Source organism: Paenibacillus sp. GYB004 (assembly GCF_036577605.1).
In the GTDB taxonomy this organism is placed as follows: Bacteria; Bacillota; Bacilli; order Paenibacillales; family NBRC-103111; genus Paenibacillus_AB; species Paenibacillus_AB oceani.
Window position 1 is genome coordinate 13,843 of sequence record NZ_JARBDB010000042.1, and the last position, 25,307, is coordinate 39,149.

General features: G+C 54.5%; 19 protein-coding genes, 2 tRNA genes and 1 pseudogene. 17 read left to right on the forward strand and 5 right to left on the reverse strand.

The genetic code is table 11. The annotated features are described in order from the left end of the window. Positions 1-57: 57 nt before the first annotated feature. On the reverse strand, positions 58-333 hold the full coding sequence (locus tag PV433_RS18155) for a YolD-like family protein (RefSeq protein WP_442951545.1): 276 nt from the start codon (positions 331-333) through the stop codon (positions 58-60). Between the two features lie 544 nt (positions 334-877). On the opposite strand from PV433_RS18155, the gene PV433_RS18160 reads away from it, so the two are divergent. The 5 genes and pseudogenes from PV433_RS18160 to PV433_RS18180 all read left to right on the forward strand — a co-directional run bounded on the left by PV433_RS18160 (position 878) and on the right by PV433_RS18180 (position 8,957). Further along, positions 878-1,654, forward strand: coding sequence for an IclR family transcriptional regulator (locus PV433_RS18160; RefSeq protein WP_332073477.1), 777 nt, complete (start codon positions 878-880; stop codon positions 1,652-1,654). A gap of 628 nt (positions 1,655-2,282) precedes the next feature. Continuing rightward, positions 2,283-2,822: pseudogene (locus PV433_RS18165) on the forward strand (carbohydrate ABC transporter permease); the annotation flags it as partial. Between the two features lie 56 nt (positions 2,823-2,878). Then, complete coding sequence (locus PV433_RS18170; RefSeq protein ID WP_332073479.1) at positions 2,879-4,423, forward strand: extracellular solute-binding protein; 1,545 nt, start codon at positions 2,879-2,881, stop codon at positions 4,421-4,423. A 101-nt stretch (positions 4,424-4,524) separates the two neighbouring features. Then, the gene (locus PV433_RS18175) at positions 4,525-6,576 is read left to right on the forward strand and encodes a right-handed parallel beta-helix repeat-containing protein (protein ID WP_332073480.1); all 2,052 of its coding nucleotides are present in this window, start codon (positions 4,525-4,527) and stop codon (positions 6,574-6,576) included. Between the two features lie 101 nt (positions 6,577-6,677). Beyond that, complete coding sequence (locus PV433_RS18180; protein ID WP_332073481.1) at positions 6,678-8,957, forward strand: AraC family transcriptional regulator; 2,280 nt, start codon at positions 6,678-6,680, stop codon at positions 8,955-8,957. A 110-nt stretch (positions 8,958-9,067) separates the two neighbouring features. On the opposite strand, the gene asnB is transcribed toward PV433_RS18180, so the two are convergent. Beyond that, positions 9,068-10,912 (reverse strand): asparagine synthase (glutamine-hydrolyzing), encoded by a 1,845-nt coding sequence (gene asnB / locus PV433_RS18185; RefSeq protein ID WP_332073482.1) that lies wholly within the window; start codon positions 10,910-10,912, stop codon positions 9,068-9,070. 290 nt (positions 10,913-11,202) lie between these two features. Between asnB and PV433_RS18190 the strand changes: the two genes are divergently transcribed. The 4 genes from PV433_RS18190 to PV433_RS18205 all read left to right on the forward strand — a co-directional run bounded on the left by PV433_RS18190 (position 11,203) and on the right by PV433_RS18205 (position 15,435). Next, positions 11,203-14,430, forward strand: coding sequence for an efflux RND transporter permease subunit (locus tag PV433_RS18190; RefSeq protein ID WP_332073483.1), 3,228 nt, complete (start codon positions 11,203-11,205; stop codon positions 14,428-14,430). Positions 14,431-14,556: 126 nt separating this feature from the next. Further along, positions 14,557-14,727, forward strand: coding sequence for a hypothetical protein (locus PV433_RS18195; RefSeq protein WP_332073484.1), 171 nt, complete (start codon positions 14,557-14,559; stop codon positions 14,725-14,727). Then, entirely contained in the window at positions 14,708-15,202 is a 495-nt protein-coding gene (locus PV433_RS18200) for a hypothetical protein (RefSeq protein ID WP_332073485.1), read from the forward strand. The genes PV433_RS18195 and PV433_RS18200 overlap by 20 nt, the downstream gene beginning before the upstream one ends. Before the next feature lie 71 nt (positions 15,203-15,273). Further along, on the forward strand, positions 15,274-15,435 hold the full coding sequence (locus PV433_RS18205) for a hypothetical protein (RefSeq protein ID WP_332073486.1): 162 nt from the start codon (positions 15,274-15,276) through the stop codon (positions 15,433-15,435). Positions 15,436-15,571: 136 nt separating this feature from the next. On the opposite strand, the gene PV433_RS18210 is transcribed toward PV433_RS18205, so the two are convergent. Next, on the reverse strand, positions 15,572-16,006 hold the full coding sequence (locus tag PV433_RS18210) for a hypothetical protein (RefSeq protein WP_332073487.1): 435 nt from the start codon (positions 16,004-16,006) through the stop codon (positions 15,572-15,574). A gap of 108 nt (positions 16,007-16,114) precedes the next feature. On the opposite strand from PV433_RS18210, the gene PV433_RS18215 reads away from it, so the two are divergent. The 6 genes from PV433_RS18215 (at position 16,115) to PV433_RS18240 (ending at position 22,189) form a co-directional block, all read left to right on the forward strand. Beyond that, positions 16,115-17,077 carry a YihY/virulence factor BrkB family protein gene (locus PV433_RS18215; protein ID WP_332073488.1) on the forward strand — a complete coding sequence of 321 codons (963 nt, stop codon included), beginning with the start codon at positions 16,115-16,117 and terminating at the stop codon, positions 17,075-17,077. Positions 17,078-17,385: 308 nt separating this feature from the next. Further along, complete coding sequence (locus PV433_RS18220) at positions 17,386-17,787, forward strand: hypothetical protein (protein WP_332073489.1); 402 nt, start codon at positions 17,386-17,388, stop codon at positions 17,785-17,787. A 683-nt stretch (positions 17,788-18,470) separates the two neighbouring features. Continuing rightward, a complete protein-coding gene (locus tag PV433_RS18225) occupies positions 18,471-18,914 on the forward strand; it encodes a hypothetical protein (RefSeq protein WP_332073490.1) in 444 nt (147 codons plus the stop codon). Beyond that, positions 18,914-20,077, forward strand: coding sequence for an SGNH/GDSL hydrolase family protein (locus PV433_RS18230; RefSeq protein ID WP_332073491.1), 1,164 nt, complete (start codon positions 18,914-18,916; stop codon positions 20,075-20,077). Before PV433_RS18225 ends, PV433_RS18230 begins: the two co-directional genes overlap by 1 nt. A gap of 62 nt (positions 20,078-20,139) precedes the next feature. Continuing rightward, positions 20,140-21,828, forward strand: a complete 1,689-nt coding sequence (locus tag PV433_RS18235; RefSeq protein WP_332073492.1) for a hypothetical protein — start codon at positions 20,140-20,142, stop codon at positions 21,826-21,828. Between the two features lie 172 nt (positions 21,829-22,000). Beyond that, entirely contained in the window at positions 22,001-22,189 is a 189-nt protein-coding gene (locus PV433_RS18240) for a hypothetical protein (RefSeq protein WP_332073493.1), read from the forward strand. A 154-nt stretch (positions 22,190-22,343) separates the two neighbouring features. On the opposite strand, the gene PV433_RS18245 is transcribed toward PV433_RS18240, so the two are convergent. After that, positions 22,344-22,417 (reverse strand) — tRNA-Arg (locus PV433_RS18245). Positions 22,418-22,431: 14 nt separating this feature from the next. Further along, a tRNA-Gly gene (locus PV433_RS18250) sits at positions 22,432-22,505 on the reverse strand. A gap of 261 nt (positions 22,506-22,766) precedes the next feature. Here PV433_RS18250 and PV433_RS18255 point away from each other — a divergent pair. Both PV433_RS18255 and tig read left to right on the forward strand, forming a co-directional pair. Continuing rightward, on the forward strand, positions 22,767-23,708 hold the full coding sequence (locus PV433_RS18255; RefSeq protein WP_332073494.1) for a hypothetical protein: 942 nt from the start codon (positions 22,767-22,769) through the stop codon (positions 23,706-23,708). Between the two features lie 140 nt (positions 23,709-23,848). Beyond that, a complete protein-coding gene (gene tig, locus PV433_RS18260; protein ID WP_332073495.1) occupies positions 23,849-25,150 on the forward strand; it encodes a trigger factor in 1,302 nt (433 codons plus the stop codon). Positions 25,151-25,307: the final 157 nt, after the last annotated feature.

Sequence of the window (25,307 nt, forward strand, 5' to 3'; positions counted from 1 at the left end):
TACCGCCGTGTGTTGGAACGGTCTCATTTCCGCCCGGAGACGTGTATTCTGCCCAACTCATTCACTTTCCGAGTCTATTCCTCTGGTCTCGACCTTCATAATATCCATGAATGCAACTTTTGTAGTTTCACCATTCTTTTGGATGTGCACTTTACCAGTACGAGAGTCCATATTTTCAATTCGACCACGAACAGGCAGTTCCATACCCCAAACCGTCAATAACACTTCTGAACTTTCAGACTTCGCTTCGTTTAATTGGTTCGCGATCTCTTCCAGAACAAACTCATCCCGAGTTGGGCGTTTTGCATCGTATTTCTTTTTTGGCTTCGGAATTCCAGTCAATCCAGACACCCCCGCAATAACATTTGTAGCAATTCTACCATTTTCAGAACTATAGAGAAAACGTAAATCCTTATTCGTCAGCTTTTTCCGGTTCATAACGGGGTCAACCGCATGACTAAATCAACCAACAGGTGAATGACAGATGTCGTTTGGGTGTTTTCCACATCTGCAAAGAATGGCCGGGACTGTCATGTTCATGTTCCCAAATCGTTATATTTAAAGCAATCATTGCATGCATTCAACGCCATTGAAATCTATCATTCAAGTGAGATTTCTTTATGTGAAGGGAGTTTAGCTTCTCGCGCCGTTCCAGCCCCACCTATTCAATGGTCTTGATGCCAGACTTGACAATAAAGACCTCAACCTCCGCCGCTTTACAGTGGAATTGGAGGTCTTTTCATATTAATGATCATTTAAATCACTTTGCATCTTACAACGGTTGGTTATAAAATGGATATATAGCATTTGCAAATAAATTGTATAATGTGCAATCCGAGGGAGTGATTTAGCTCTGAAACCCGAAACATCTACAGCGATGCTTACCCAAAGCGTCACGCGGGCTTTGGCGATTTTATCGTGCTTCTCCGACAGCGAGCCGGAATTAAGAGTAATCGATTTTTCCAAAAAGCTGAGCTTGACCCAGAGCAACGTATCGAGGCTGCTCACTACGATGGTGTCGATCGGTTACGTCGTGCGCAACGATCAGACCGGATATTATTCGCTCGGACCGGAGATCGTCACGCTTGGCGGCATTGCGCTTAATCATTATGAGATCCGCAAGCAGGCGCTGCCGGAGCTGTACGAAATCGAGCGAAAAACCGGCATCGACGCCAACCTGGCGATCCTCGACAACGGGACCGTCTTTTATTTGGCCCATGTCGACAGCTACGACTCCCCGCGCATGTATACGTTTGTAGGCCGGCGCAATCCGCTGCACTGTACGGCGATCGGCAAGGCGCTGCTTGCTTTTCTTCCCGAGGAAGAGGCGCGTCAGTTGCTTGGCGAAGCCCCGCTGGCCCGGTATACCGAGAAAACGATCGTCCAGATCGACGACGCCTTCGCTGCGTTTGAGGATATCCGCAAGTCGGGGTATGCGGTGGAGATGGAGGAGCTGGCGCTCGGCCGGGCTTGCATCGCCGCACCCGTGCTGGACCGGACAGGCAGAGTGGCCGCCGGCATCAGCATATCCGGACCGCTGTCCAAAATGAAGCTGAACGAGCGGCTGGACGAGCTGTCCGCGCTGCTGATCGAGATGGCTGGACGGATCTCGATGAAGATGGGACACGCCCCGATGGGCACGATGCGGCTGTAGGCTGCGGAGTATGCAATAGCGAAACCGAGATCGCCTTGACCGGGATGAAAGTTCCGGCGGGAGCGGTCTTTTTTTTGGTTGAACCGGGCGATGCGGCAAAAGCCGGCTTCTCCGGATCGGCGAGGCAACCGGAAGGAAGGAGCGGCCCGCTGCCGGGATCGAACAATGCGATAAAGCTTGTTCGCATTTGTATTCGCATTCGTATTCGCATTCGTACTCGCATTCGTACTCGTATTCTCATCCCGCTTCGGGGGAATTTGTTGTGCCTCCGAAGAATATTCCGTGCCCGTTCAGGAATGCTCCGATTCGTAAAACGCTTGTCCGGCCAAGGGAAGCGGGAAAAAGCCGCAAATGAATATAGACGGAAACGGCCGTCCTCCGGTAACGTTGGGACATAACCTTCATCTTGGCGAAAGCGGGTGGACAACGATGCCAGGGCTACCGGCGCAAGCGGTGTCCGGGAACGCGAAGACGGCGTACGGCATGCGACTCCATCGCGATCTGAGACGGGACCGGTGGCTATATACTGCTCGTTCCCGGGGTGCTGTATTTTCTTATCTTTAAGTACGCCCCGATGTTCGGCGTACTGATTGCCTTCCAGGATTCCCAGCCGTTCTCCGGCGTGGCGGTTATTTTCACCCTGCTGTTCGGCGGCGGCATGATTCCCACGTTTCTCGTCATCAAGGCGCTCGGCCTGCTGGATACGTACTGGTCGCTATGGCTTCCCGGGGCGATCAGCGCCTTCAGCGTCATCCTGCTGAAAAACTTTTTCCAGCAGCTTCCGGAGGGGATCGAGGAATCGGCTAGAATCGACGGCTGCAACGATCTGCAAATTTTGTGCAAAATCGTCGTGCCTTTATCGATGCCGGCGATCGCCACGTTCGCCCTGTTTTATGCGGCCGGCCACTGGAATTCGTTTTTTACCGCCATTCTGTACATCAACGATGTGAACAAATGGCCGATCCAGGTATGGCTCAGACAAATCGTCAATTTGTCCACGGGCGGGTTTGCGGACCCGAACGCGGCAGCGGAGACGGCGGCGCTCGTCCCTCCGCAAAGCGTCAAATTTGCGGTGATCGTCGTTGCAATCGTGCCGGTGCTTATCGTTTATCCGTTCTTGCAGAAGCATTTTGCCAAAGGGGTCATGCTCGGCTCGGTCAAAGGTTAGACCGCAAACCGGCGGGAGATCCGGTCCGAGTCGTATAGAAAGGGGATGTTTCTCCGATGAAAGGCAGACAAAAGCGTTCCCGCACCAGAACCGCCGCCTCGCTGCTGGTCGCGGCCGGTCTGTCCGCTGCGCTGCTCGCCGGCTGCGGGAGCGGTTCGGCCCCGGCGCCGGGTGCGGAGACCGGGGGAGCGGGAGAGGGCGAGCCGTTCAGGATGACGATGATGTCGCCGTTTTACAACGCTCAGCCGCCGGCCGCCAACGAATCGAATCCGGCGTTTCAGGCGCTCCAGGAGCTGACGAACACGAAGCTGCAAGTGACGTACGTGCCTTCGGCCACGTACGAGGATAAGCTGAACGTCACGCTGGCATCCGGCAACTTGCCGCAGGCGATCGTCGTGCTGAACGCCAAAAGCTCCACGATTTTAAATGCGGCGCGGGCGGGGGCATTTTGGGAGATCGGCCCGTACATCGCAGATTATCCGAATCTGAAATCGTATTGGAACGACACGATCGCGTTTCATACGTCCATCGACGGTAAAACGTACGGCATTTTCCGGGCGAGACCGTTCGTGCGAACGGGCTTCATCTACCGCAAGGACTGGCTCGACAAGCTCGGGCTCCAGCCCCCGCGGACCGTGCAGGACATCTACGACATCGCCAAGGCGTTCACGCTCGGCGATCCGGACGGCAACGGCAAACACGACACGTTCGGCCTGACGACGACCAGCGACAATATCGACGCGATGGTGCGTATGTTCGGAATTGCCCAAGGCGGCGTGAACGGCTGGGGCGTCCGCGACGGGAAACCGGTAGCGATGCATATGACGCCCGAGTACGGGGAAGCGGTTAGCCTGCTGCGCAACATGTACGCGGAGAAGCTGATCAACCCGGATTACGTCACTTTGAAAGGGCTGAAGCTGTACGACAGCTTCAATCTGGGCAAGGCGGGCATGTACGTCGGCGTGCTGGACGACGCCTACAACCGGCATCCCGATCTGTACAAGCTGTTTCCGGAGGCGAAGCTCGATTTCGTGCTGACGCTGGAAGGGAAGGGCGGGACGAAAACGATGGCGTTCCCGGGTCACGCGGGGATGATCATGTTTCCGAAAAGCAGCGTCAAAACCGAGCAGGAGCTGCGCAAAGCGCTCGCCTACTTCGATAAAGCGCTGGATTCGAAAGTGCTTATGCTGGCAGCCTGGGGCGTCGAGGGTGTTCATTACAAGCTGGAGAACAGCATTCCGGTCTACATCAACGAGCAGCTGTTTAAGGATCAGGCGGCGGAGCTGGCTCATTTGCGCGTACAGCCGGCGGTCGTGGAGTGGCCTTCCGATCACGAGATGGTCAAGAAATACAAGCGGCTGTGGAAAGAAAACGAGAAAAACGGGGTCGCGAGCGTAATTGAATCGTTTATCCCGCCCCAGGAGCTGATCAACAAGGAAGCGAGCATGGGGAATGTCATCACCGACGCGAGGGACAAATATATTCTCGGTCAAATCGACGAAGCGGCGTTCCGCGCGGCCGGCGAACAATGGAAGAAACGCGTCGGTGACGATCTGTCGAAAGAAATCGCCTCCTTCCTGGAGAGGGCGAAGCAGAAATAATAGAGAAACCGGCCGGGCCGACTGGCCGGAGCGTGTTACCCGGGACCGGAGACTGCAAGCGGAGAGAAACCTGCCGTCAATCGCCAAGGAGGATGGTAGGAATGAACAAGGACAATCGGCCGGCAGCAGCCGGGATGGACAAGGCAATGAGCCGGCGCAAGCTGCTCGTCACGATGGGAGCGGCCGGCGCGCTGGCCGCCGGATCGTGGATGTCGGGCGGCGTCGCGAAGGCCGCTTCGCGGGACAATGCGGCCGACTTGCTGGAGAGCGTGTTTGGCAGAGGCAACGTACCGGAGGGGCTGCTGACGAATGTGAACAGGAAGCTGGCGGAGCTGTTTCCGATGGTGAACGTCAAATGGTTCGGGGCCCTCGGCAACGGCGTCAAGGACGACACGCAGGCGATCCAGCAGGCGATCAATTTCGCGAATACGGCTGCAGAGAAGCCGATCGTTTTTTTTCCGGCGGGGACGTATATCGTGTCGCCTACGCGAACGACGCGGATCGTGCTGCACAGCGGCATCCGCCTGACGGGCAGCCACGCCGCGGTTATCCGGGTGAAGAACAATGCCGGCGATTACGAGACGATCTTCGGGCCGGCGACGAACAATACGTATATCGAAAACGTGTCGATCAGCAACTTGACGATCGATCAGAACGCGAGCAACAATACGACCTGCAACGTTACTGTCGCGGACAACGGCTCCAGACAATACGCCATTGCGATCTACCGGTTCCAGCACGTTATTGTAGACAATGTCCGCTTCGTCTCCATCTGCGGAATCAATGCCGTTACGCTTAATGGGGACGGCTCCAAGTTCGCGGTCGTACGCGACTGCTTCTTCCGGTTCGTGCGCGCCCGGGGCCAGGCCAACTATGACAATTCCGCCGTTTATTTCAATTGCGAAAACCACGCCGCGCTCGGCAACGTTTTCCTGGCGGAAATCGCCGAAAAAGCATATGGCGCGATTGAGACGCACAACGGCCTGGCCGTCATTGCGAACAATGTGAGCGAAGGATACGTAACGGGCGTCAACGTCGTCAGCCAAAGCCAAAATACGGCCGTTACGCGGGACAATTCGGACATTACCGTAACCGGCAATACGTTCAGCAAAGCCGCGCACGGCGTCCGTCTCTGGTCGATAACCGGCAAGACGCTGCACAATGTCAACATTACGAACAATACGATCTCGCTGGCCAACGCCGAGCATGCGGAGCGGGAATGCAGCGGCGTAAGCACCGTACTCGACCTGTCGCCGAACCGGGTGCTCGATGGCGATTACGACACGCTGCTAGTGGCGGGCAATACGATCAAGTTCCAGATGGAGCCGGTCCAGCGGGCGACGCTCATCGATTCGGTCAATTATGCGATCGGCATCACGCCTAGAGGTAATATGGCCAATGTGCTCGTCTCCCATAACGTGATTACGAACGCGCCGGTCGCCGGCATCAAGGTCGGGCTGCACAATCAGCCGAACCGGTTCGTCAATATCGCGGTGCGCGACAATGTGATCGCGAACTCCGGCATATACCAGCACGGCATCCGCGATTATTGCGCCGCCGTATTCCTCGTCGGCAACCTGGAGCGGGTCAGTGTCGTCGGCAATCATATCTCCGACACGTTCGATACGATGCAGGGCCATCAGTCGTTTTATACGTTCGGTACGGCGATGAAGGAGGTGACGATCCGCGACAATACGGTCTGGAGCAAGCAGGGCGGCTATCGCTCCAGCATCCAGTCGCCCGGCATCGATACCGGGGACAAGCATGCCATCCGTTACGTGGACAGCGTCCCTCCTACTTCGGGAAAACTTACGGTCGCCGCGGGCGATACGATCGTCCCGGACGGGCCGCCCGCTCCGGATTCGTTCTACGGGTACCGGGCGACGACCGGCGGTACGTTCGGGACGCTGACGGGAGTAACCGGCACGGTCGCTTCCGGCACGGCCGGCTTGACGGTGAACAATGCGAGCCTGCTGCGCGTCGGCGACGTGCTGGCGATCGCGGGCGCTCCGGCTTCATACGAAATCGTGTACATCAAGGGACCGGTCGTAGTGCTGCGGACGCCGGTGCCGGTGTCGCTGACGAACGCGGCGGTTTCGTTCCATCCTCCGGTGCTGCTGCCCTTCGGCAAATACGAAGCGTTGCAGGCGTAACCGCGGATATATGTCATTTTTGCGAGCGCTCAGGCTGCGGCTGGGCGCTTGCGTGTTATAATGACAAGTAACAACCGTGTATCCGGAGGTCGTAAGCGCCCGTGAGAAAAAAGCGTTCATCCCGGTTTTTAGTTCGTCTGATAGCGTTCAGCCTGCTGCTCGTAACGGTGCCGGTAACCGTTATGGGGATATTTTCCTACTACAAGGCTTCGGATATGCTGCAGCAGCGCGTCCGCGACAGCAACGGCCAGCTTCTTCTGCAGATTGAATCGAAGGTCGAACAGGTGCTGCGCATGACCGATGCGTCAGCCGTACAATATACCGGTCTTCCGCTCGTAACCGAAGCGTTGGATGTCAGCTTGTCGCCGCACGATTTCAAAATCGTGAACAATCTGCTTACCGGCATGAACCAGCTGCAAGCTCACGAATGGGGCATTCACGATATAAAGCTGATCGACCTGAACCATAACTGGATGATCGACGCTGGAGGACTGTCGCGGTTCGACCGGTTGGCCGCCCCATGGGCCGAATATGCCGCCGCCCCGCAGACGTCGTATTGGATCGACGAGGGAGAGCGGATTCGCCTGGTCAAAAAAATTCCGGTCTATGCCCAATCACCGCAAGGGCTGCTTACGATCGCCATCCCCGTATACGAATTCGAGAAGCTGATCGGCCAGATCCGCTTCGGCGGCACGGTCCTCGTGCTCGACAAGAAGGGCAAGGTGCTGGCGGGAGGCGACCGGGCGGCGCACGGCCGGCCTTTCGAGACGCTCCCCTTCGGCCGCCTGCTGAGCCCGCTCGCCGGAGAGCAGGACGAAGGCCACTATACGAGCGGCACGCCGGACGGCGAAGTCGAGGTGACGTACCGGACTTCGCCGTATAACGGCTGGACGTATATATCCGTAGTGCCGATCGGCGAAATGTCCAGATTGTCGAAGCAGATCGGCTTGTTCACGGTGGCGCTTTGCGGGTCGGTGGCGCTTGCGGCATTTGTGCTGGCGTATTGGGGTTTGGGGAAAATGTATTCCCCGATCCGCAGGCTCGTCCAGAGCGCCTCCGGACCGGCGGCCGGCGGACAGACGGAGGGAGTGGGGGCGGAGGACGAATGGGAGCTGATCGGCTCCAGGCTGTCCGGCCTGATGAGCGCCCAAACCGAGCTGTTTCAGCAGTTGCAGGGCCAGTCGAGGCAGTTGAAAGAATTTTTCGTGCTGAAGCTGCTCCAGAACGAACCGGGACCGGACGAGCTTAAGGAGAAGCTCGCTTTGTTCGAGCATGCGCGGACGTGGACGTCGTATATTGTGCTCGTCCTGCAGATCGATTCCTACGACCGTTCGCGATACGGAGACAACGACCGCGATCTGATCATGTTTGCGATTAATAATATGGTGACTGACCTCATACCGGCGAAGACGAGACTGCTGCCCGTCGTATCGGATCGTTCGCAGATTACGATCGTCGGCTGCGAAGCGGGCGACGAGGGGCTGCTGAAGCGACAGACCTACGAGCTGGCGCTTGACATTCAGCAGGAAGTGAAGCGTTACTTGCGTGTTAAGACGAGCATCGGCATCAGCCGCAGGCACGAGCAGCTCGGCTGCGCCCGGACCGCATTCAAGGAGGCGGCGGAGGCGCTCAAGTATCGGATGAAGCTTGGCGACGAGGCCGTGTTGTTTATTGAGGAAGCGGAGCCGGAACCGGACCGCAGGCTCCGCTTCAACTATCCGGCGCAGCTGGAGCAGGCGGTCGTCGACGCGGTCAAGATGGCCGAACGGGAGCGGATCGGACCGGCGCTCGCCGAGTTCGGGAGGGCCGTGTTCGCTAACGACTGGACGCATCACGATTATTCCATGTCATACGTCAGGCTGCTGACCGAGCTGCTGCGCGTCGTGCAGGATGGCGGAGGGGCGGAGGCGGAACGGCTGCCGGGTCCGGAAGGGCGCTCGCCGTTCCATGAGCTGCTTGGGCTGCGCACGGCGGCGGAGATCGAGCAATGGCTGCTGCAGGCCGTCATCGAGCCGGCCGTCATAACGTTCGAACAGCAACGCAAAACCCGCTACAGAAGCATCTCCCGCGAAGTGATCGCGATGATCGAGAACGAATGCGACATGGAGCTGACGCTGGAGTCGTGCGCGAGCCGGATGAATTACAGCAGCAGCTATATCGCCAAAGTGTTCCGCCGCGAGACCGGAATGAGCTTCAGCGATTACGTCATGCAGGTCAGGCTGCAGACGGCGAAGCGCTGGCTCGCCGGGACGGAGATGAAAGTGGCGGAAATCGCCGACAAGCTGAAATACAACAGCTCGGCCAACTTTATCCGTTATTTCCGCAAAGCCGAAGGCGTAACGCCCGGACAATACCGGGAAGACTGCCGGTCGCGGAAGTGAACCGGCAAACAGACAAAAGGAAGAGGGCGGTCGAAGGCTCTCTTCCTTTTTCGTATGGCTGTTCTTTTGCGAATTCTGTTCCTTTCCTGCGCAGAAGGCTGCACCGGAACTCAGCGGATCGACACCTTGTATTCGCGCAGCCAGGAATCGATTTGGCCGATATAAGCGAACAGCTGCGGACCGGACATCAATTGGCCGAACCAGGGCAGATCCATCGTCGCCGTCTCCGGTGCGGCCAGACGGCGGAGATGATCGGTGTCGAGAAACTGCAGCACAGGCGAGGAAGGATCGTTCAAGATTTGCAGCACCCGGCTGCGGGTCGCCGCCAAATAGTTCGGGTTGTGTGTTTTCGGATACGGGCTTTTTTTGCGGGTCAGCACGTCTTCGGGCAAGAGGCCTTTAAGCGCCTTGCGCAAAATCCCTTTCTCGCGGTCGCCCGCCGACTTGATTTCCCACGGGACGTTCCACATGTATTCCACCAGCCGGTGATCGCAGAAGGGGACGCGTACTTCGAGGCCGACAGCCATGCTCATCCGGTCTTTGCGGTCGAGCAGAGTCGGCATGAACCGGGTAATATTCAAGTACGACATCTCCCTCATCCGGCGGGCCGTATCTTCCTCACCGGCGAGATGGGGCACTTCTTCGAGCGCCTGCCGGTACCGCTGATCCAAATAGTCGCGGGGCCGCAGCCAGTCGGCCGTTTCATCCGACAGCAGCCCGGTGCGGATGCCGGCGGACAGCGACCACGGGAACGTATCCGCATGGAGCGATTCCTCGCGGTGGAACCACGGATAACCGCCGAATATTTCGTCGGCGGCTTCGCCCGAGATGGCGACCGTCGCGCCTTTTTTGATCTCCCGGCAAAATAAATAAAGCGATCCGTCCACATCGGTCATCCCGGGCAGATCGCGCGCCCGAAGCGCATCCTCCAGCGACTCTACAAGCTCCGGCGTATCGAAGGTCACGTCATGGTGCCGGGTTCCCAGATGCCGGACCATCCGCTGAATCCACGGGGCGTCGGAGTTCGGCTGGAATACATTTGCCTTGAAATGTTTGTCGTTGTCGACATAATCGACCGAATACGTGTCCACGATCCCTTGACCGGTCCGGTTATAATACTCGGCAGCGATCGCCGTCAAGGCGCTGGAGTCGAGACCGCCGGACAGGAGCGTGCATACCGGCACATCGGATATAAGCTGACGCTCTACGGTGTCGATCAGCAGTTCGCGAATGTGCGAGGCTGTCGTCTCGACATCTTCCTCGTGGGGCTTGCTCTCCAGCTTCCAGTACGTTCTGGCCGAGATGCCGCTGCGCTCCACAGTCATGCACTGGCCGGGCTTCAGCTCCGCCATATGTTTGTAGATGCCGTGTCCGGGCGTTCGCGCCGGGCCGATGATGAACAGCTCCGCGAGCCCTTCGCGGTCGACCTCCGCGGGAAAATCGGGGTGCGCAAGAATCGCCTTGGGCTCCGAGCCAAACAGCAGCATGCCGTCCCGCACGGCGTAAAAAAGCGGCTTCACGCCGAGCCGGTCCCGGGCCAGAAAAAGCGTCTGCTCCGTATCGTTCCATACGGCGAAGGCGAATATGCCGTTCAGCCGGTCCAGGCACGCGCGCCCCCATTCGATGTACGACACCAGCAGCACTTCCGTATCGCAGTTCGTCGAGAACGAGTGTCCCCGCTGTTCCAGCTCTTTGCGAAGCTCGATCGCATTGTAGAGCTCCCCGTTATATACGATCGTATAGCCGGTGTCCCCTCTCGTCCGGGTCATCGGCTGGGCGCCGTTCTCCGGGTCCATCACGCTTAATCTGCGGTGTCCGAGCGCGCAATGCCGGGAAAGCCACGTGCCGGACGCATCCGGACCGCGAAGTGCCATCGTTTCCGTCATATTTACGAGCACGGACGGAAATTGGGTCAAGTCTTTACGCCAGTCGATCCATCCCGTTATTCCGCACATATCCATTCATCCTCTCGCCGCTAAGGTGTAAAACTGCCGATTTCTAAAGAAAAACGTCTTGCGACGCCGAATCAGGGAGAAAAGGCCCAAAACGATACTAACAACGTATGCGGCAGCCGGGTGTTTCATGTCTGTCCATCTAACATTACTAAGCCGCTGCGCTAACCGTGAAAACAAATACGAGCTTCTTGCAGAAAATATCCAATTTGATGTTGGGTTTCTTGAAATTGGAGCACAATAGGGGAAGCGTGCAGCACGCCCTATTCCGATACAACAAGGAGCGTATTCCGTTGAAAAGTATAATCCGATTCTCGCTTGGCAATAAATTTGCCATCCTGATCCTGACGCTGATCGTAACGGCGGCCGGCTTGTACGCCGGATTAACGATGAAGAAAGAGACGATCCCGGACATCGAGGTCCCGGTATTAACCGTTACCGCCATCTATCCCGGAGCGGCGCCGCAGGAAGTGGCGGACAAGCTGGCCAAGCCGCTGGAGCTTCGAATCCGGGCGCTGGCCGGCGTAGGCACCGTAAGCTCGACATCGATGGAGAATGCGGCGTCAATCATGATCGAGTACGGCTACGACAAAAATATGAAGGAAGCCGAGGACGAGCTGCGCCGGGTGCTGGCCGATTTCGTCAAGCCCGAAGGCGTGCAGGATATACGCGTCTCGAAAATCAGCATCAACGATTTTCCCGTCATCTCGCTGAGCGTGTCGGGCAAAACGAAACAGCTCGAGGAAGTCACCCGGCTCGTTCAGGACGAGCTGCGGCCGATGCTGGAAGGGATCGACGGGGCGGGCAGCGTCAGCATATCCGGACAGTATGTGCAGGAAGTGGAGCTGACGTTCGACCGCGCCAAAATGGCGGAGCTGGGGATTGGCGAAGAGACGGTCAAAGCGATCGTACAAGGTTCGGCGATTCAAGTGCCGCTTGGTTTATTCGAGATGGAAAACGCCGAAAAAACGGTTGTCGTGGACGGCAATATCCGCACCTTGGACGATCTGCGCAATCTCAGCATCCCGGTCCTCCCATCCGCTGCCGGTTCAGCCGCAGGAGCTGCAGCGGCTCCCGGAGGCGCGGCGATGCCCGGAGCGACCGCGGCTCCCGGTACGGCCGTTGCCCCCGGAGCCCCGCAGCAGCCGAACGCCGCTCCGGGTGCCGGGATAACTCCGGGCGGGGCAGCCGGAGCGCCGGTTGCAGCAGGCCTTCCGACCGTGAAGCTGGCGGACATCGCGGACGTTAAGCTGGTCGGCAAGGCGGAGTCGATCTCCCGCACGAACGGCAGCGAATCGGTCGGCATTAACGTGACGAAGGCGCCTGCCGCCAACACGGTGGACGTCGTGAACGGCGTGAAGGAGAAGGCCAGACAGTTCGAGGAGCAATTCCCCGGCATGGAGACGCTTGTTTTGATGGATCAGGGGCAGCCGATTGAGGAATCGGTCAGCACGATGCTGGACAAGGCGATGTTCGGCGCGTTATTTGCGGTCATCGTTATTTTGCTGTTTCTGCGCAATATCCGGACGACGCTTATATCCGTCGTCTCCATTCCGCTGTCGCTGCTTATCGCGCTAGTCGTCCTGAAGCAGATGAATATTACGCTCAACATTATGACGCTCGGCGCCATGACGGTGGCGATCGGACGCGTCGTCGACGATTCGATCGTCGTTATCGAGAACAACTACAGACGGATGGGACTCAGCACGGAGAAGCTGTCGGGCAAGGCGCTCGTACTGGATGCGACCCGCGAGATGTTCGTCCCGATCTTGTCGTCGACGCTGGTCACGATCGCCGTATTCCTGCCGCTCGGCGCCGTCAGCGGACCGGTCGGCCAGCTGTTCCTGCCGTTTGCCCTGACGATGGTTTTTGCGCTGCTGGCTTCGCTGCTCGTCGCCATTACGGTCGTGCCCGCTCTTGCCCACTTCATGTTCCGCAGCGGGCTGAAAGGCAAGGCCGGGCATGAAGACAAACCGGGAGCGATCGCCCGCTTTTACCGACATGTGCTGCAACGCTCGCTGAACCGCAAAGCGCTAGTGTTTATCGCGGCGGTTCTGCTGCTCGCCCTCAGCCTCGGACTGACCGGACTCGTCGGCGTCAGCTTCCTCCCGGAGGAGGAACAGAAATATGCGATGGTGACCTATAATCCGGGACCGGGCCAGCGGATCGCGGACGTGGAGAAAACGGCGCTTGAAGCGGAGAAGCTGATCCTCGGCCGCAGCGGCGTGACGAACTTGCAATATTCGGTCGGCGGCCAGACGCCGATGAGTTTCGGGCCGAGCAAATCCGCCTTATTTTACGTGCAGTACGAGAGCTCGACAAAAAACTTTACAGAAGAGAAGGAAGCGCTCGTCGCGGATTTGCAAAAGCTGGACGCAGCCGGCAAATGGGGCCAGATGGATTTTGGCGGAGGATTCGGCGGCAGCAAGCTCAGCCTCACCGTATTCGGCAATTCGCCGGAGGAGATCAGGCCGGCCGTCGATCGGGTGATCGCCGCTCTGCAGGCGGAAGGCTCGTTCGAGAAAGTCGAGTCCGGCCTGTCCAAATCGTATGAGCAGTACACGGTATTAGCCGATTCGAGCAAGCTGGCCAAGCTCGGCCTGACCGCCGGACAAATCGCGATGAGGCTGAGTCCGGTCCGCACCCGTCCGGTATTGACCGAGGTGGAGGCGGACGGCAAGCCGTACAACGTCTACGTGAACGCAGAGCAGAACGAGCCGGCGGGCTTGGCCGACATCGAGAATGCGACACTAACGTCTCCCCTCGGAGCGGCTGTGCCGATCAAAGACGTCGCCACGATCGAGAAAGGCTCGTCGCCCAATACGATTACGCACAAAAACGGAAGGCTGTACGCGGACGTAACGGCGGACATTACCGTCAAGGACGTAGGCAAAGCGTCGGCCGCCGCACAATCCGCGATCGACGCGCTCGGCCTGCCGTCCGGCATTGCGGTGGAATTCGGCGGCGTAACCGAGCAGATCACCGAGACGTTTACCCAGCTCGGCCTCGCGATGGCCGCAGCGGTAGCGATCGTTTATTTGCTGCTCGTCATCACCTTCGGCGGAGCGCTGACGCCGTTTGCGATCCTGTTCTCCCTGCCGTTTACCGTAATCGGGGGCTTGGCCGCTCTGTACATCGCCGGCGAGACGATCAGCGCCTCCGCGATGATGGGCGCGCTCATGCTGATCGGCATCGTCGTGACGAACGCCATCGTATTGCTGGACCGCGTCCTGCATAAGGAGCGGGAGGGGCTGAGCGTACGCGAGGCGCTGCTCGAAGCGGGGGCGACCCGGCTCAGGCCGATTCTGATGACGGCGCTCGCGACTGTAGGCGCGCTGCTGCCGCTGGCGCTCGGCTTCGAGAGTACGAGCGGCAGCCTGATCTCCAAGGGGCTGGGCGTTACCGTAATCGGAGGGCTGATCAGCTCGACCCTGCTGACGCTTGTGATCGTGCCGATCGTGTACGAGTTTCTGGCCAAGTTCCGCCGGAAGCCGGTTCATAACGAGCCGAATTGGGAATAAAACGACAAAATTCGACATGATCATTCATGCCTCGTTCATAATTTAGCCAATACACTAGATATAGGGCAACAAGCCGCTCATTTACCCGGGATAAATGTACGGCTTGCTCAAAACTAGTGCAAAAGGGTGGTATCGTTTGAAGCTGAAAAAACCGTTTTTGACGCTGTTAACTACGATGATGAGCGCCTCGATCCGGACATCTCGTCGGCCTGGTCGGAGCTCGACGTTACCCACGTCGATCTGAAGACGGACAAGCCGTTGCTCGATTCGAACCCGGATGTGCGCAAATATTTTTGAACTGGCGGACAAGCTGTACAACATCCCCGGCATTTTGCCGAGCGAAAATCCGTCCAAAGGCTTCCACGATTCCGGCAACCGGTTCGTCAGCGGCAAAGTGGCGATTATCGCGCTGTGGGATTTGAGCGGCTGGCTGATCGACGTAAGCAAGCAGGGCAAAGGCTTCAACTGGGATATCGTGACATTCCCCGAATGGTCGCACCGCCCGGGAATCGGCAAAGGCGCGTCCTCTCACGCCATCTCCATCAGCCCGGGCCAGCAAGTACATCCCGCCCGGAGGGAAGAGAGCTGTTCGTACTGGACGTTCCCGCACATACGCTGCGGTTCGTTCAGGCGCCGCTGTAGCAGCCGGGCGCGGGGCAGCAAGATGTTCGGGTTCAGGTGGCGGCCGCCCCCTTTCCTGTGCCCACCGGTGTTGAGCTTCACTTGCCGTCTGAATGCGGAACAGCTTCATAACGCGCCCTCGTCGCATTAATTTTCGTGAATCTCCGCAAATTCCGCAACGAATCGGGATTCGGAACGTAGATGAAGCGAGGGGGGAAAGCGATGTTTACTTTGGAGGAAAAGCAATACATGCTGAAGCTGCTTGCCAAGGAGAAGCGGAGCAACTGGTTCGGGCTGAAGAAACCGCCCGCCGTACACCCGAAGCTGACGGAAAAGCTGGAACAGATGGTTCGCAACGAGCTGGTCAATAAAAAACATTTGTGAGGATAATTTCGATTTCCTTTTTTTCGTCGGAGTGAGCTCGCGGTAATCCGAATAATAGGTTTTAAAAACACGGGCCCTGAAGGTGCTTCCACGTTTGGGGGGCTTAGCGCGCAGAAAAGCTGCAGAACGTTTCGTTCTACAGCTTTTCTGCTTCTCTTTTTTGCTGCGGGGTAAGCAGTCCGTTCAGTTCGTATACGTACGAGCCGTTCTCGGCGACGCGGAGCTTGGCATATCCTTTCTTTCGGAGCTGCTCTAACAGTTCTCCGGCTTCCTCCAGGTTCATGTCGGAGGCGAGTACGAGCTCCATCGGAGTGATCAGCCCTTCGTTTCGGGCGGCGATTTGAAGCACGATTTTTTCGGCGGTTTCACGGATATCAAGCTCGGCTTGCCTTTGCTGCTGCCGGGCTTTATTTTTGTTGTGCCAGAACCAGTAAGTGCCCCCCGCGGCTGCAGGAATCAGGATGACCCAGCCGAATCGGACCAGGAGCGGGAGCAGGGAGAAGATCAGGACCAAGCCGACAAGTAAGGCCAGACAGCCGAGCCATGAGCTGCCGCCGGTTTTCGTTTGCATAAGATCACGCTCGTTTCGAAGGAATTGGAATGATGAACCTGGTCCGGGATTGGTTTCATACTATACGGGGTAATAGGTACAAAGGTTACAAAGAAATGGGGGATTGCGATGAAAAAGAAGCGTAACATCGGGCGTATGGAGTTTATCCGGCAACTGGTTTGCCGGTTTCGCGACGACGAAGTTCCGGCCTTGGGCGCTCAGCTCACATATTATCTGATTCTCGCTTTTTTTCCGTTTCTCATCTTTTTGGTTAGTGTGGTCGGCGTTATGCAGCTGTCCGGCGAAGAGGTGATCCGTGATCTGATTCTAGTGCTTCCGGAACAGTCGTCGGGATTGATCCGTACCGTACTTGATGAGGTGACCGCATCAAGAAGCCATTCGCTGTTGTCCCTCGGCATGGTGGCGACGATCTGGTCGGCCTCAAACGGGATTAATGCGGTGATCAAAGGGCTGAACAAAGCGTACGATGAGGCGGAGACGCGGCCGTTCTGGAAAGTGCGGGGCCTGTCCGTTTTGTCAACGGTCGTCCTGGCCGTTGTGTTCCTTCTGTCGGCGTCCATGGTCGTCTTCGGCAAAGTGATCGGCGAGCAGCTGTTTGAGCGGTTGGGTTACCCGGCAGGCTTTGACACGATCTGGAGCATAGTCAAATATGTAATTCCGTTAGCGGCGATGCTCGGAGTGTTTATGCTGCTGTACCGGTTCGCTCCGAACCGCAAGCTGCGCTTCCAGGACGTATGGCCGGGAGCGCTGGCCGCTGCGCTGGGCTGGATCGTCACCTCGCTGCTGTTTTCCTTTTACGTGAATGCGTTCGGCAGCTATTCCAAAACGTACGGGAGTCTCGGTGGGGCGATCGTGCTGCTGATCTGGCTGTACATCAGCTCGATTATCCTTCTCGTCGGAGGGGAGATGAACGCGACGTTCGCTTTTTTTAGAGAAGGGAAAGCGAAGGATGAGTGCAAGCGGTACGGCTGGAACTTGCCGATGTTCAGCAAAAGAAACGACTCTCCAGAGCCGCCGAATCGCGAAGGAGCAGGGGCGAGAAGAACGCAAACGGCGGATGACGGCGTGTGAGCGCTAGTCCTTCCTTTATTCGAAACCCCGGCCGGATTAGTGAAGCGGGGGGACGTGAATCGGGTAATGAGAATCTGGGCAACATCGCGGGGCCCGGGGAACGTGAATCTTGGCAGTGCGAACCGGATAAATGTGAACCTAGGGAACGTCACCTAAGCAACGTGATCCCGGATTAAAGTTGATTACCGATAAATTTATGGTAGTCATGTTAGTGAAATGGACCTTTATGTAAAATTTTTCTTGAATGCGAACACGTGTTTGGTTTATAATGGAGATAAACCAAAACTTGTATCCGGAGGTGTTCCCGTATGTCTGCACCGCTTCCTACACGCCCAGTCGCTCCTGCCGTACCTGCTGAACATATGCATCTGATTCGCAATCTGGTCATCCTGCCCGTTGTTTTGTCCGCTTTCGAATGCGATAAGATGTATTTCGAGAAGAATCACAATTCCGGAGTAATGAGTCCTTATGCAGCGGTTGCTCAGCGGGCCATCAACCGGATTCAGGACGATATCGACAGGTTGACCGATACGCTCCGTCAGCAAGGTATCGAAGTGTACGCGGAGAAACGTAACCAGAACGGGATCAACCGCGTGTTCAACTTCCAGGGCAGCCGGAACGTTTATGCTTTGCGCTGGGGAGCGTTCGACGCCGAGATCGACCTGCTGACGAACTATTATTTGGGGAATCTGGCCGAGGACGAGAAGTGAGGATGCTTTGCTGTCCGGCAGGACGGTCTGAACCCGGAACGCATCATGCTGAAGGCGAGGCAGTTGTCTTAGTCAGGGAGTATGAATGATCGTGTACGGAGAAGTACACTTCGATACTAATAAAATAAAAGCCAGACGCACCTATGGAGAAGCACTCGGATCAGAGTGCTTTTTTTTCGCGGCTGTTCGGTTTGGAACCGCTAATATTCGCGAAAGGGTGCAGATCCGGGCCAACTGGCTGAAATAAGGGGTGCAAACCGCCTTTATTTGTTCCGAGCATCCCCAAATGCCGGAAATAAAGGGTGCCAAAGACTTTAATTTGTGCTGGAGCCGCCTGCAATGATAGCGCGATCATTGAAATTCGAACCAAGCTGCACGCAAGAAAGCGGTATGAGGCCTTTTCTGAAGTCGAGAAGATACCACACAAGCGGCAGGAGCGAAGATACCCGTTTCCTCTCCCACGAAAAATGCAGGGGTATCCATGTCAAATGACCGTCCGGACGTTTGCTTCCGGACGGTTTTTCACGTGGTTATAAAATGATCGCCACGAACGTACTGGATCGAGCTAACTTGTAAATTAGGTAAAAAGTGTAAAGTATTCCAGTTTACAATTGGGTGTTATGATGATCCTACGCTTCACCTTGCCCGAGCAATCGGAGCTCGACCATGGAGGTTGATGAGGAATGAGTTTGTTGGATTCGTTAGGCGTAAAGACAGGACGGATGGTGCGTTCGGACAACAGTATTGCCAATGAGGCGGATGGAATCCATTCGGATGGGAGCCAGAATGTACGTGTCACCGGGTGCGCAATGGAGGACGTCGTATTACACGACGCTTCGACCGCTGCCGGAGATGGAACTGCTCTCGCTGTAGGGGCTTACCGGACGTTAACGCTCGAGATCACAGGGACAAGCACCAGCCGCACGATCCATTTTGAGGGGGCGAGCGTCGGCGGAACCTATTACCCGCTGAAAGGGATTCGCTTGTCCGATCTCGCCATGGGCACCCAGACTACCTCGAGCGGCGAAGTGTGGCAGTTCGAGGTGACGGGACTCGTTACCTTCCGGGCTCGGATTTCTTCTATATCCGGGGGATCGATTAGTGTAAAGGGGAGGGCGGTGGTCTGATGGCGGATTTGATTGCGCGCTCGATGGCTGAAGAGAAGCGTGACAAAACTGTAAAGATCACACCGGCTGACGTTGATTTTGTGGAAAAAAGTAACAATATATTTAACTTATATGAGAAAGATAATGCTGTAGGATACTATTTATTGAACGGTGCTCTTACAGCAGGCGCTGGGTACTATACGACCCATCATATTCCTTGTGTTTCCGGCAAACAGTATTCGATTCGGTATGCTGAAACCCAATTTGGTGCTTTTTATACGGCGCAAGGCGAATTTATCAGTAAAATTGGAACAACTTCGGGAACTTCATCACCGTTTACTTTCACGGCTCCTACGGGAGCCTCTACGATGCGAGTATGCGGACAAAAAAATAAAATGAGCAGTGATGCCGTTGTTGAAGGAGCGATTTATCCGTCCTCCTCTTCTGCGAGCTCGTACTACACACGTATACGAAGGCCCCTGCTTTCGAGCGACAATCCGTTGGCGGGAAAGCGTGTGTTGTTTAATGGGGACAGTATTACAGCTGGTGCGGGATGGCCATCGACGGCAGTTCTTAGTCCAAGGAACAATACTGGATGGGGGATTGTTATTGCCGAGAGGAACGGAATGAGCGCTGCCGGGTACGCAGTGAGCGGCGGTACTATTGCGGCAGGGACTTACCAGAGCAATGGAACCACTCCTCGCCATTGGATATGTAGGGATATTGTAAATATGGACGAAAATGCAGATTTTATTATTTTTCAAGGTGGTATAAACGATTACTGGCTCAGTGTTCCCATCGGGGCAATTACGACATCATATACCGCTGCTTTTGACGACACCACTTTTTGTGGGGCGTTGGAATGTATCTTTAAACAAGCCCAACTGAGATGGAAAGCAAAAAAGATTGGATATATTGTCACGTTTAAAGTTAAGAACACGTTCGATCTCATTAATCAAAACAAATCGGAGCTTTATTGGAAGAAAGCTCGAGAAATCTGTGAGAAGTGGAGTGTCCCTTTTCTTGATTTATTTACAAGTAGTGGACTTAATTTTGGTCTTAGTGAAATCGTCAACGAGTTTTCGCAGCAGAATGGTGGAGTAGGGGATGGATGTCATCCGACTGAAGCCGGTTACAAAGAATATTTGTTACCCAAAATCGAAGCGTGGATGAAGACCTTATAGCTCGGACTCTAGCATCGAGAATTTGTTAGTATCGGATCCGAATAGGAAAGGTGGTAGTCACAGTGGCTGACTTGATTACGAAAGCTTTGGCTATTTCAGCAAAAGGTGGTAGCGTAAACGTAAAAGACTTCGGAGCGACAGGTGCGTACAAGGATGATACAGTTGCAATCCAGAGCGCAATTGACTACATCGAGTCTATTGGAGGCGGAGAGGTTATTGTTCCTCCGGGAAATTACAATATAAGCGCGACTATAGAGGTGAAGCCGAAAGTTCACTTGAAATGCGCACATGGTTGTACGATTAGACCTGTGGCTGATGTAAATATGATCAAGCTTCGCAAAAACGCACAGATAAGTGGAGCGCGACTCGATACGTACAGTTTTGTTGACTTTAACAAATGCTGCATATATGTGGATGGCAGCGATAAGTTTGCGTTTAATCATAATACATCCATCAAAAGCATGGTGCTTTATGGTAGACACGAACGTGTTGTTAGAAGTAGGGAGGAAGATGAGCACAGCAGCACAGGCATATATCTTTATGCAACGGGAAATGGAAACAACGTATGCGGTGTGCACATTTATGACATAAACATCATCTATTATGGTAAGGCAATACATCTGCACGCAGAGAATGCCGGAGATGATACTTCGCAATGGGTTAACGGAAATCAATTTGATATGATAGGTTTTTCCGGGAATCAGTATGATATATGTACCACTGGAAGTATTTATCGTCACCCGGTTCATAACGGAATCTATGAAACCTCAGGGAACATATTCACCAATATCCAGATACAGCCGACGGAAAATATCACAAAAAAATGCTTTTACATCAATGGTGCATACAATCGAATAATTGCTAAAGTATGGGATATTCATGTTGTTCCTTCAAGAATCCTTGCGCAGTTAACCAATAAAACGGCCTATACGATCATAAGTTCAAATTTGGAAAAGAAAAATGTAATCGATCAGGGAACAAGGAATAAAGTAGACGGTATTTATGAATCAGACGATTCATTTAAAGGTACTATGATGTCCGGGACAATTCCACCGCCGGTTCCTGAAGTAGGTATGTTTATTGGTAATCAGGACGATTTTTTAGCTTTCGCTAATAAAAGGTTCACGGTTTCGCAAACAGGAGGCCCGGCTCCGGAAGCCGGACAACTAATTAATGCATTTAATCTAAGTCCCAATTCTGCGGCAAAGTATGATGCTAGCACAACAGAAATAAACCCGATCGTTATCGAAATATTATTCCCCAGTGTAGTCACCTACTTTAGCAACTTCGGAATATCATTTGGCAAATGGAATGAAAGCCCGAAGAATATCAAGCTTCAAAAGTTGTACCAAGGCATGTGGTTGGATGTGTTTGACTACACGAACTTGACCGCAAAAGTTCATATCATCTCCGATAATATCCCGTATAACATAGAAGGTTTCAGAATTACTATGAGTGGAACTAATGCGGCATCCGGGAAACTCCGTATAACAAGAATATTCGGGCAATGTGCCGACTCTGTAGGTGCAGCATACTTACAAACAATCGGCGGTCCTGTTTATGGAACGATCGATATGCGTGATAACTATGTTGTTGTGGGCAACAAAACGTCCTTGCCTACCGCCTCGGCAGCTTATCGCGGACATCTGATCTCCGTAAGAGGAGCAACCGGAGTTGAAGACAGTTTTTACGTTTGCGCGAAAGAAAGCAATGATGCTTATATATGGAAAAAAATTAATTTTACGCTATAGTTCACCTGGAGGAATCAATCTTAACAAGCCCAAGTTATCGGGTATAGGGGCAGTGTGTAGGACATCACCGATATAATGAGGTACTTGTGTAGATCAAGTCCCCTTATTTTTAAGGCAGGTATCTCTAGGTTAGCGATTGTAGATGTTAATGTTTCAGGAAAGGCGGCGGAGTATGGCTGAATGGATTGCAAGGGTGATGGCGGAAGAGGATAGAACCGTACCAAGTAATTCACTTGGTTTGGCGAATGTTGATATCGCGGTTAAAAACGCATTAAGACCTGCTAATGTGACGCTTCCATTCTATGTCATGAAGAATGCGGCCAATATGGTCAGGCAAGGCGGCCATATAAGAAATGCATAGTTCTAACGTTTATTTACAATGGTACGTTGATAGATTATACAGAACTACCGAGTTTTACTCAATTTCGCATCAATGTCATCTTTTAAGCCTAACTGCTTTGATATAGGCGCGTATGAAAACACAAAAGCACAAGCATATGCTTGTGCTTTTTGACCGTCCCAGGAGAGATTCGAACTCCCGACCGACGGCTTAGAAGGCCGTTGCTCTATCCTGCTGAGCTACTGGGACATAAGTGTTAAGGCTGGAGCGGGTGATGGGAATCGAACCCACGCCACCAGCTTGGGAAGCTGGAGTTCTGCCATTGAACTACACCCGCATTTTTAGCGGCAGAAATAAATATAACACACGCCTGTATGAATTTCAAGACAAAAAAGCGGATTAATTTGGATGCGTGGACTTAACAAGGAATGCACCGACAACCACCATATTGAACGTACAAAATCGGGAATAATAATGAAAGAAGAAATACGCGTTATCAGGTTTTATTTTCCGCACACCACGTCGCAGCTGTTCCCGGGATGCACATTTCTGATACAATGAGAGAACGTGAAAATATGGGAAGGCGGTGGTAAGAGACGTGTCGTCCAATTCGGATAATGTGATATTGTTCCCGAAGACGATCGAGTATTACCAGAGCGAACTGACACGTTTGCTGGAGGGAGAATGCTATGCGGAAGCGGCCGGCATGCTCCGTTTTTTGCTCCATTGCCAAAGCGACGATCCGGAGTACAAGGAGGAATGGCAGTCGCTGCTCGGGTGGCTGGTCGAGTCGTTCCCCGAATCGGTACGCGGACATGGCAGCAAGGAAAACGGCGTAACCGGTCCGTCCCCGGACGATGAGACCGAAGACGAAGTGGACGAAGCCGGTATGCTTAAACGGCATGTTCGGGCCAAAGCCGCCAATGACTCGAAATTCGCCGACAAGCTGCTGGACATGCTGGCGCCGCACGCAACGGCCGAGAAACAGATGATGGCGCTGGAGCAACTCGCCCATTTGGACCGGCGCATCGTAGGCGACAGGCTTAGACGCTGGCTGTCCGAAAGCCGTCTTCATCCGCTCGTTCAGTTTCGCGGTCTCCAGGTGCTGCGGACGATCGGTGAAACCGGAACGATCGAGATCCGCAAGCTGGGGCAGACGATGATGCTGACCATTAGCGATACACCGGTTCGTTACGAACAGTATCCGGACCATCTGAGAGCGATCGGCGAACGGGTCAAATCCACAATGGAATCGAAGCAGCCCGGATTGACAGAGCTGATTGAAGCGACATGGAAAGACTTTCTGGCTTTCGTTTACGGAACGGCCGTGTACGACGAGCTTCTCGCTTTGGATGAAACCGGCAAAAGCGTCTGGGCCGCAGCGCTTCACCATACGGTGGAGGAGATGCTTTTCGAGCGTGCAGACGAGCAAAAACTAGGGGAAATCTACGGGCTTCCGGAATCCGTTTCCAAATCGCTGAACAAGGCCCAGCAGGTCATCAAATTGTTCGCAACCGTATCCAGCCCTGCGGAATCGTAAAGGAAATGATCCTACGCTTGAAATGAAGCCTCCTTATGTTATAATATAGTGGTTAAATGGCCATTTTGAGAGCGCACGGGCCTTTGCAGCGGCTCCACGAGCGCGCGGGACCGGTAAATTTGTTGGAGGGGAAAGCATAAATGAAAGCAACTTGGGAAAAAATAGAGAAGAACAAAGTCGTTCTTAACGTCGAAGTAGATGCTGAGCAAGTAGCATCGGCGTTGGACCGCGCCTTTAAGAAAGTAGCGGCTAAGGCTAACATTCCAGGATTCCGTAAAGGCAAAGTGCCACGCCAAATTTTCGAAGCCAAGTTCGGCGTTGAAAGCTTGTATCAGGATGCAGTAGACATTCTTTTGCCGGAATCGTATGTAAAAGCTCTGGATGAAACCGAGATCAAGCCGGTAGATCGTCCGGATGTAGAGATCGAGCAGTTCGGCAAAGGACAAGCCTTCGTCTTTAAAGCGACCGTTACGGTTAAGCCTGAAGTTCAACTGGGCGAGTACAAAGGGCTTGAAGTTGTTCAGAAAGAATCCGCCGTATCCGAAGAAGAAATCGCTGAAGAGCTGAAGCGTCTGCAGCAGCGTCATGCCGAGCTCGTTGTCCTTGAAGAAGGCACAGCTGAGAATGGCGACATCGCCGTTATCGACTTTGACGGTTCCGTCGACGGAGTTCCGTTCGAAGGCGGCAAAGCCGAGAAGCATTCGCTTGAACTCGGATCCGGCAGCTTCATCCCGGGCTTCGAAGAGCAAGTGGTAGGCATGGCCAAGGGCGAAGAAAAAGACGTTAACGTAACGTTCCCGGAAGAATACCATTCCGAAGAGCTGAAAGGCAAAGCGGCCGTATTCAAAGTCGTGCTGCACGACATCAAGCGTAAAAACCTGCCTGAGCTGGACGACGAGTTTGCCAAAGACGTTAGCGAATTCGACACGCTTGAAGAATTCAAGCAAGACATCCAGAAGCGTCTGCAGGAGCGCAAAGAACAAGCTAATGAGCAGGACCGCGAATCGGCGGTTGTCGAGAAAGCGGCTGCCAATGCCGAAGTGGAAATCCCTGACGCGATGATTACGTCTGAAGTTGACCGGATGTTCGAAGACTTCACGAACCGTCTCAAAATGCAAGGCATGGACATCGACATGTACCTGAAATTTACGGGGCAGGATCAAGCGACTGTTAAGCAGCAAATGCGCACGGATGCGGAGCGCCGCGTTCGTAACGATCTGGTGCTTGAGGCGATTGCCAAAGCCGAGAATATCAGTGCTACGGAAGAAGAAATCAACGGCGAGTTAGATCGTCTGGCTAGCCAGTACCAAAGATCCGTTGAGGAAATCCGCGTCATTTTGTCGGCCAACGGCAGCCTCGACTCGATCGAGCACGATCTGATCGTGAAGAAAACGGTCGATTTCCTCGTGGAGAACAGCAAGGCGGTTGCGGAAGTAGCCTAATCCGATAGCGACAATGCGACAAGGCACGTTTGTTCCTAACGTGCCTTTCGTTTACCCATCCGGACAGGATTTTACAGTTTTACGCAGCCGGGCATAAGTTTTAAAGCCGAATACATACATTGGTATTAACGCCAAAAATGACATGAGGCCGCAAACG

Excerpts from the sequence above, each read along its gene's own strand:
- PV433_RS18205 (WP_332073486.1), top strand. The coding sequence starts at position 15,274 with ATGTTTACTTTGGAGGAAAAGCAATACATGCTGAAGCTGCTTGCCAAG.
- PV433_RS18200 (WP_332073485.1), top strand. The coding sequence starts at position 14,708 with ATGTGCGCAAATATTTTTGAACTGGCGGACAAGCTGTACAACATCCCC.
- asnB (WP_332073482.1), bottom strand. The coding sequence starts at position 10,912 with ATGTGCGGAATAACGGGATGGATCGACTGGCGTAAAGACTTGACCCAA.
- PV433_RS18175 (WP_332073480.1), top strand. The coding sequence starts at position 4,525 with ATGAACAAGGACAATCGGCCGGCAGCAGCCGGGATGGACAAGGCAATG.
- PV433_RS18230 (WP_332073491.1), top strand. The coding sequence starts at position 18,914 with ATGGCGGATTTGATTGCGCGCTCGATGGCTGAAGAGAAGCGTGACAAA.
- PV433_RS18170 (WP_332073479.1), top strand. The coding sequence starts at position 2,879 with ATGAAAGGCAGACAAAAGCGTTCCCGCACCAGAACCGCCGCCTCGCTG.
- tig (WP_332073495.1), top strand. The coding sequence starts at position 23,849 with ATGAAAGCAACTTGGGAAAAAATAGAGAAGAACAAAGTCGTTCTTAAC.
- PV433_RS18210 (WP_332073487.1), bottom strand. The coding sequence starts at position 16,006 with ATGCAAACGAAAACCGGCGGCAGCTCATGGCTCGGCTGTCTGGCCTTA.
- PV433_RS18160 (WP_332073477.1), top strand. The coding sequence starts at position 878 with ATGCTTACCCAAAGCGTCACGCGGGCTTTGGCGATTTTATCGTGCTTC.
- PV433_RS18225 (WP_332073490.1), top strand. The coding sequence starts at position 18,471 with ATGAGTTTGTTGGATTCGTTAGGCGTAAAGACAGGACGGATGGTGCGT.
- PV433_RS18220 (WP_332073489.1), top strand. The coding sequence starts at position 17,386 with ATGTCTGCACCGCTTCCTACACGCCCAGTCGCTCCTGCCGTACCTGCT.
- PV433_RS18240 (WP_332073493.1), top strand. The coding sequence starts at position 22,001 with ATGGCTGAATGGATTGCAAGGGTGATGGCGGAAGAGGATAGAACCGTA.
- PV433_RS18215 (WP_332073488.1), top strand. The coding sequence starts at position 16,115 with ATGAAAAAGAAGCGTAACATCGGGCGTATGGAGTTTATCCGGCAACTG.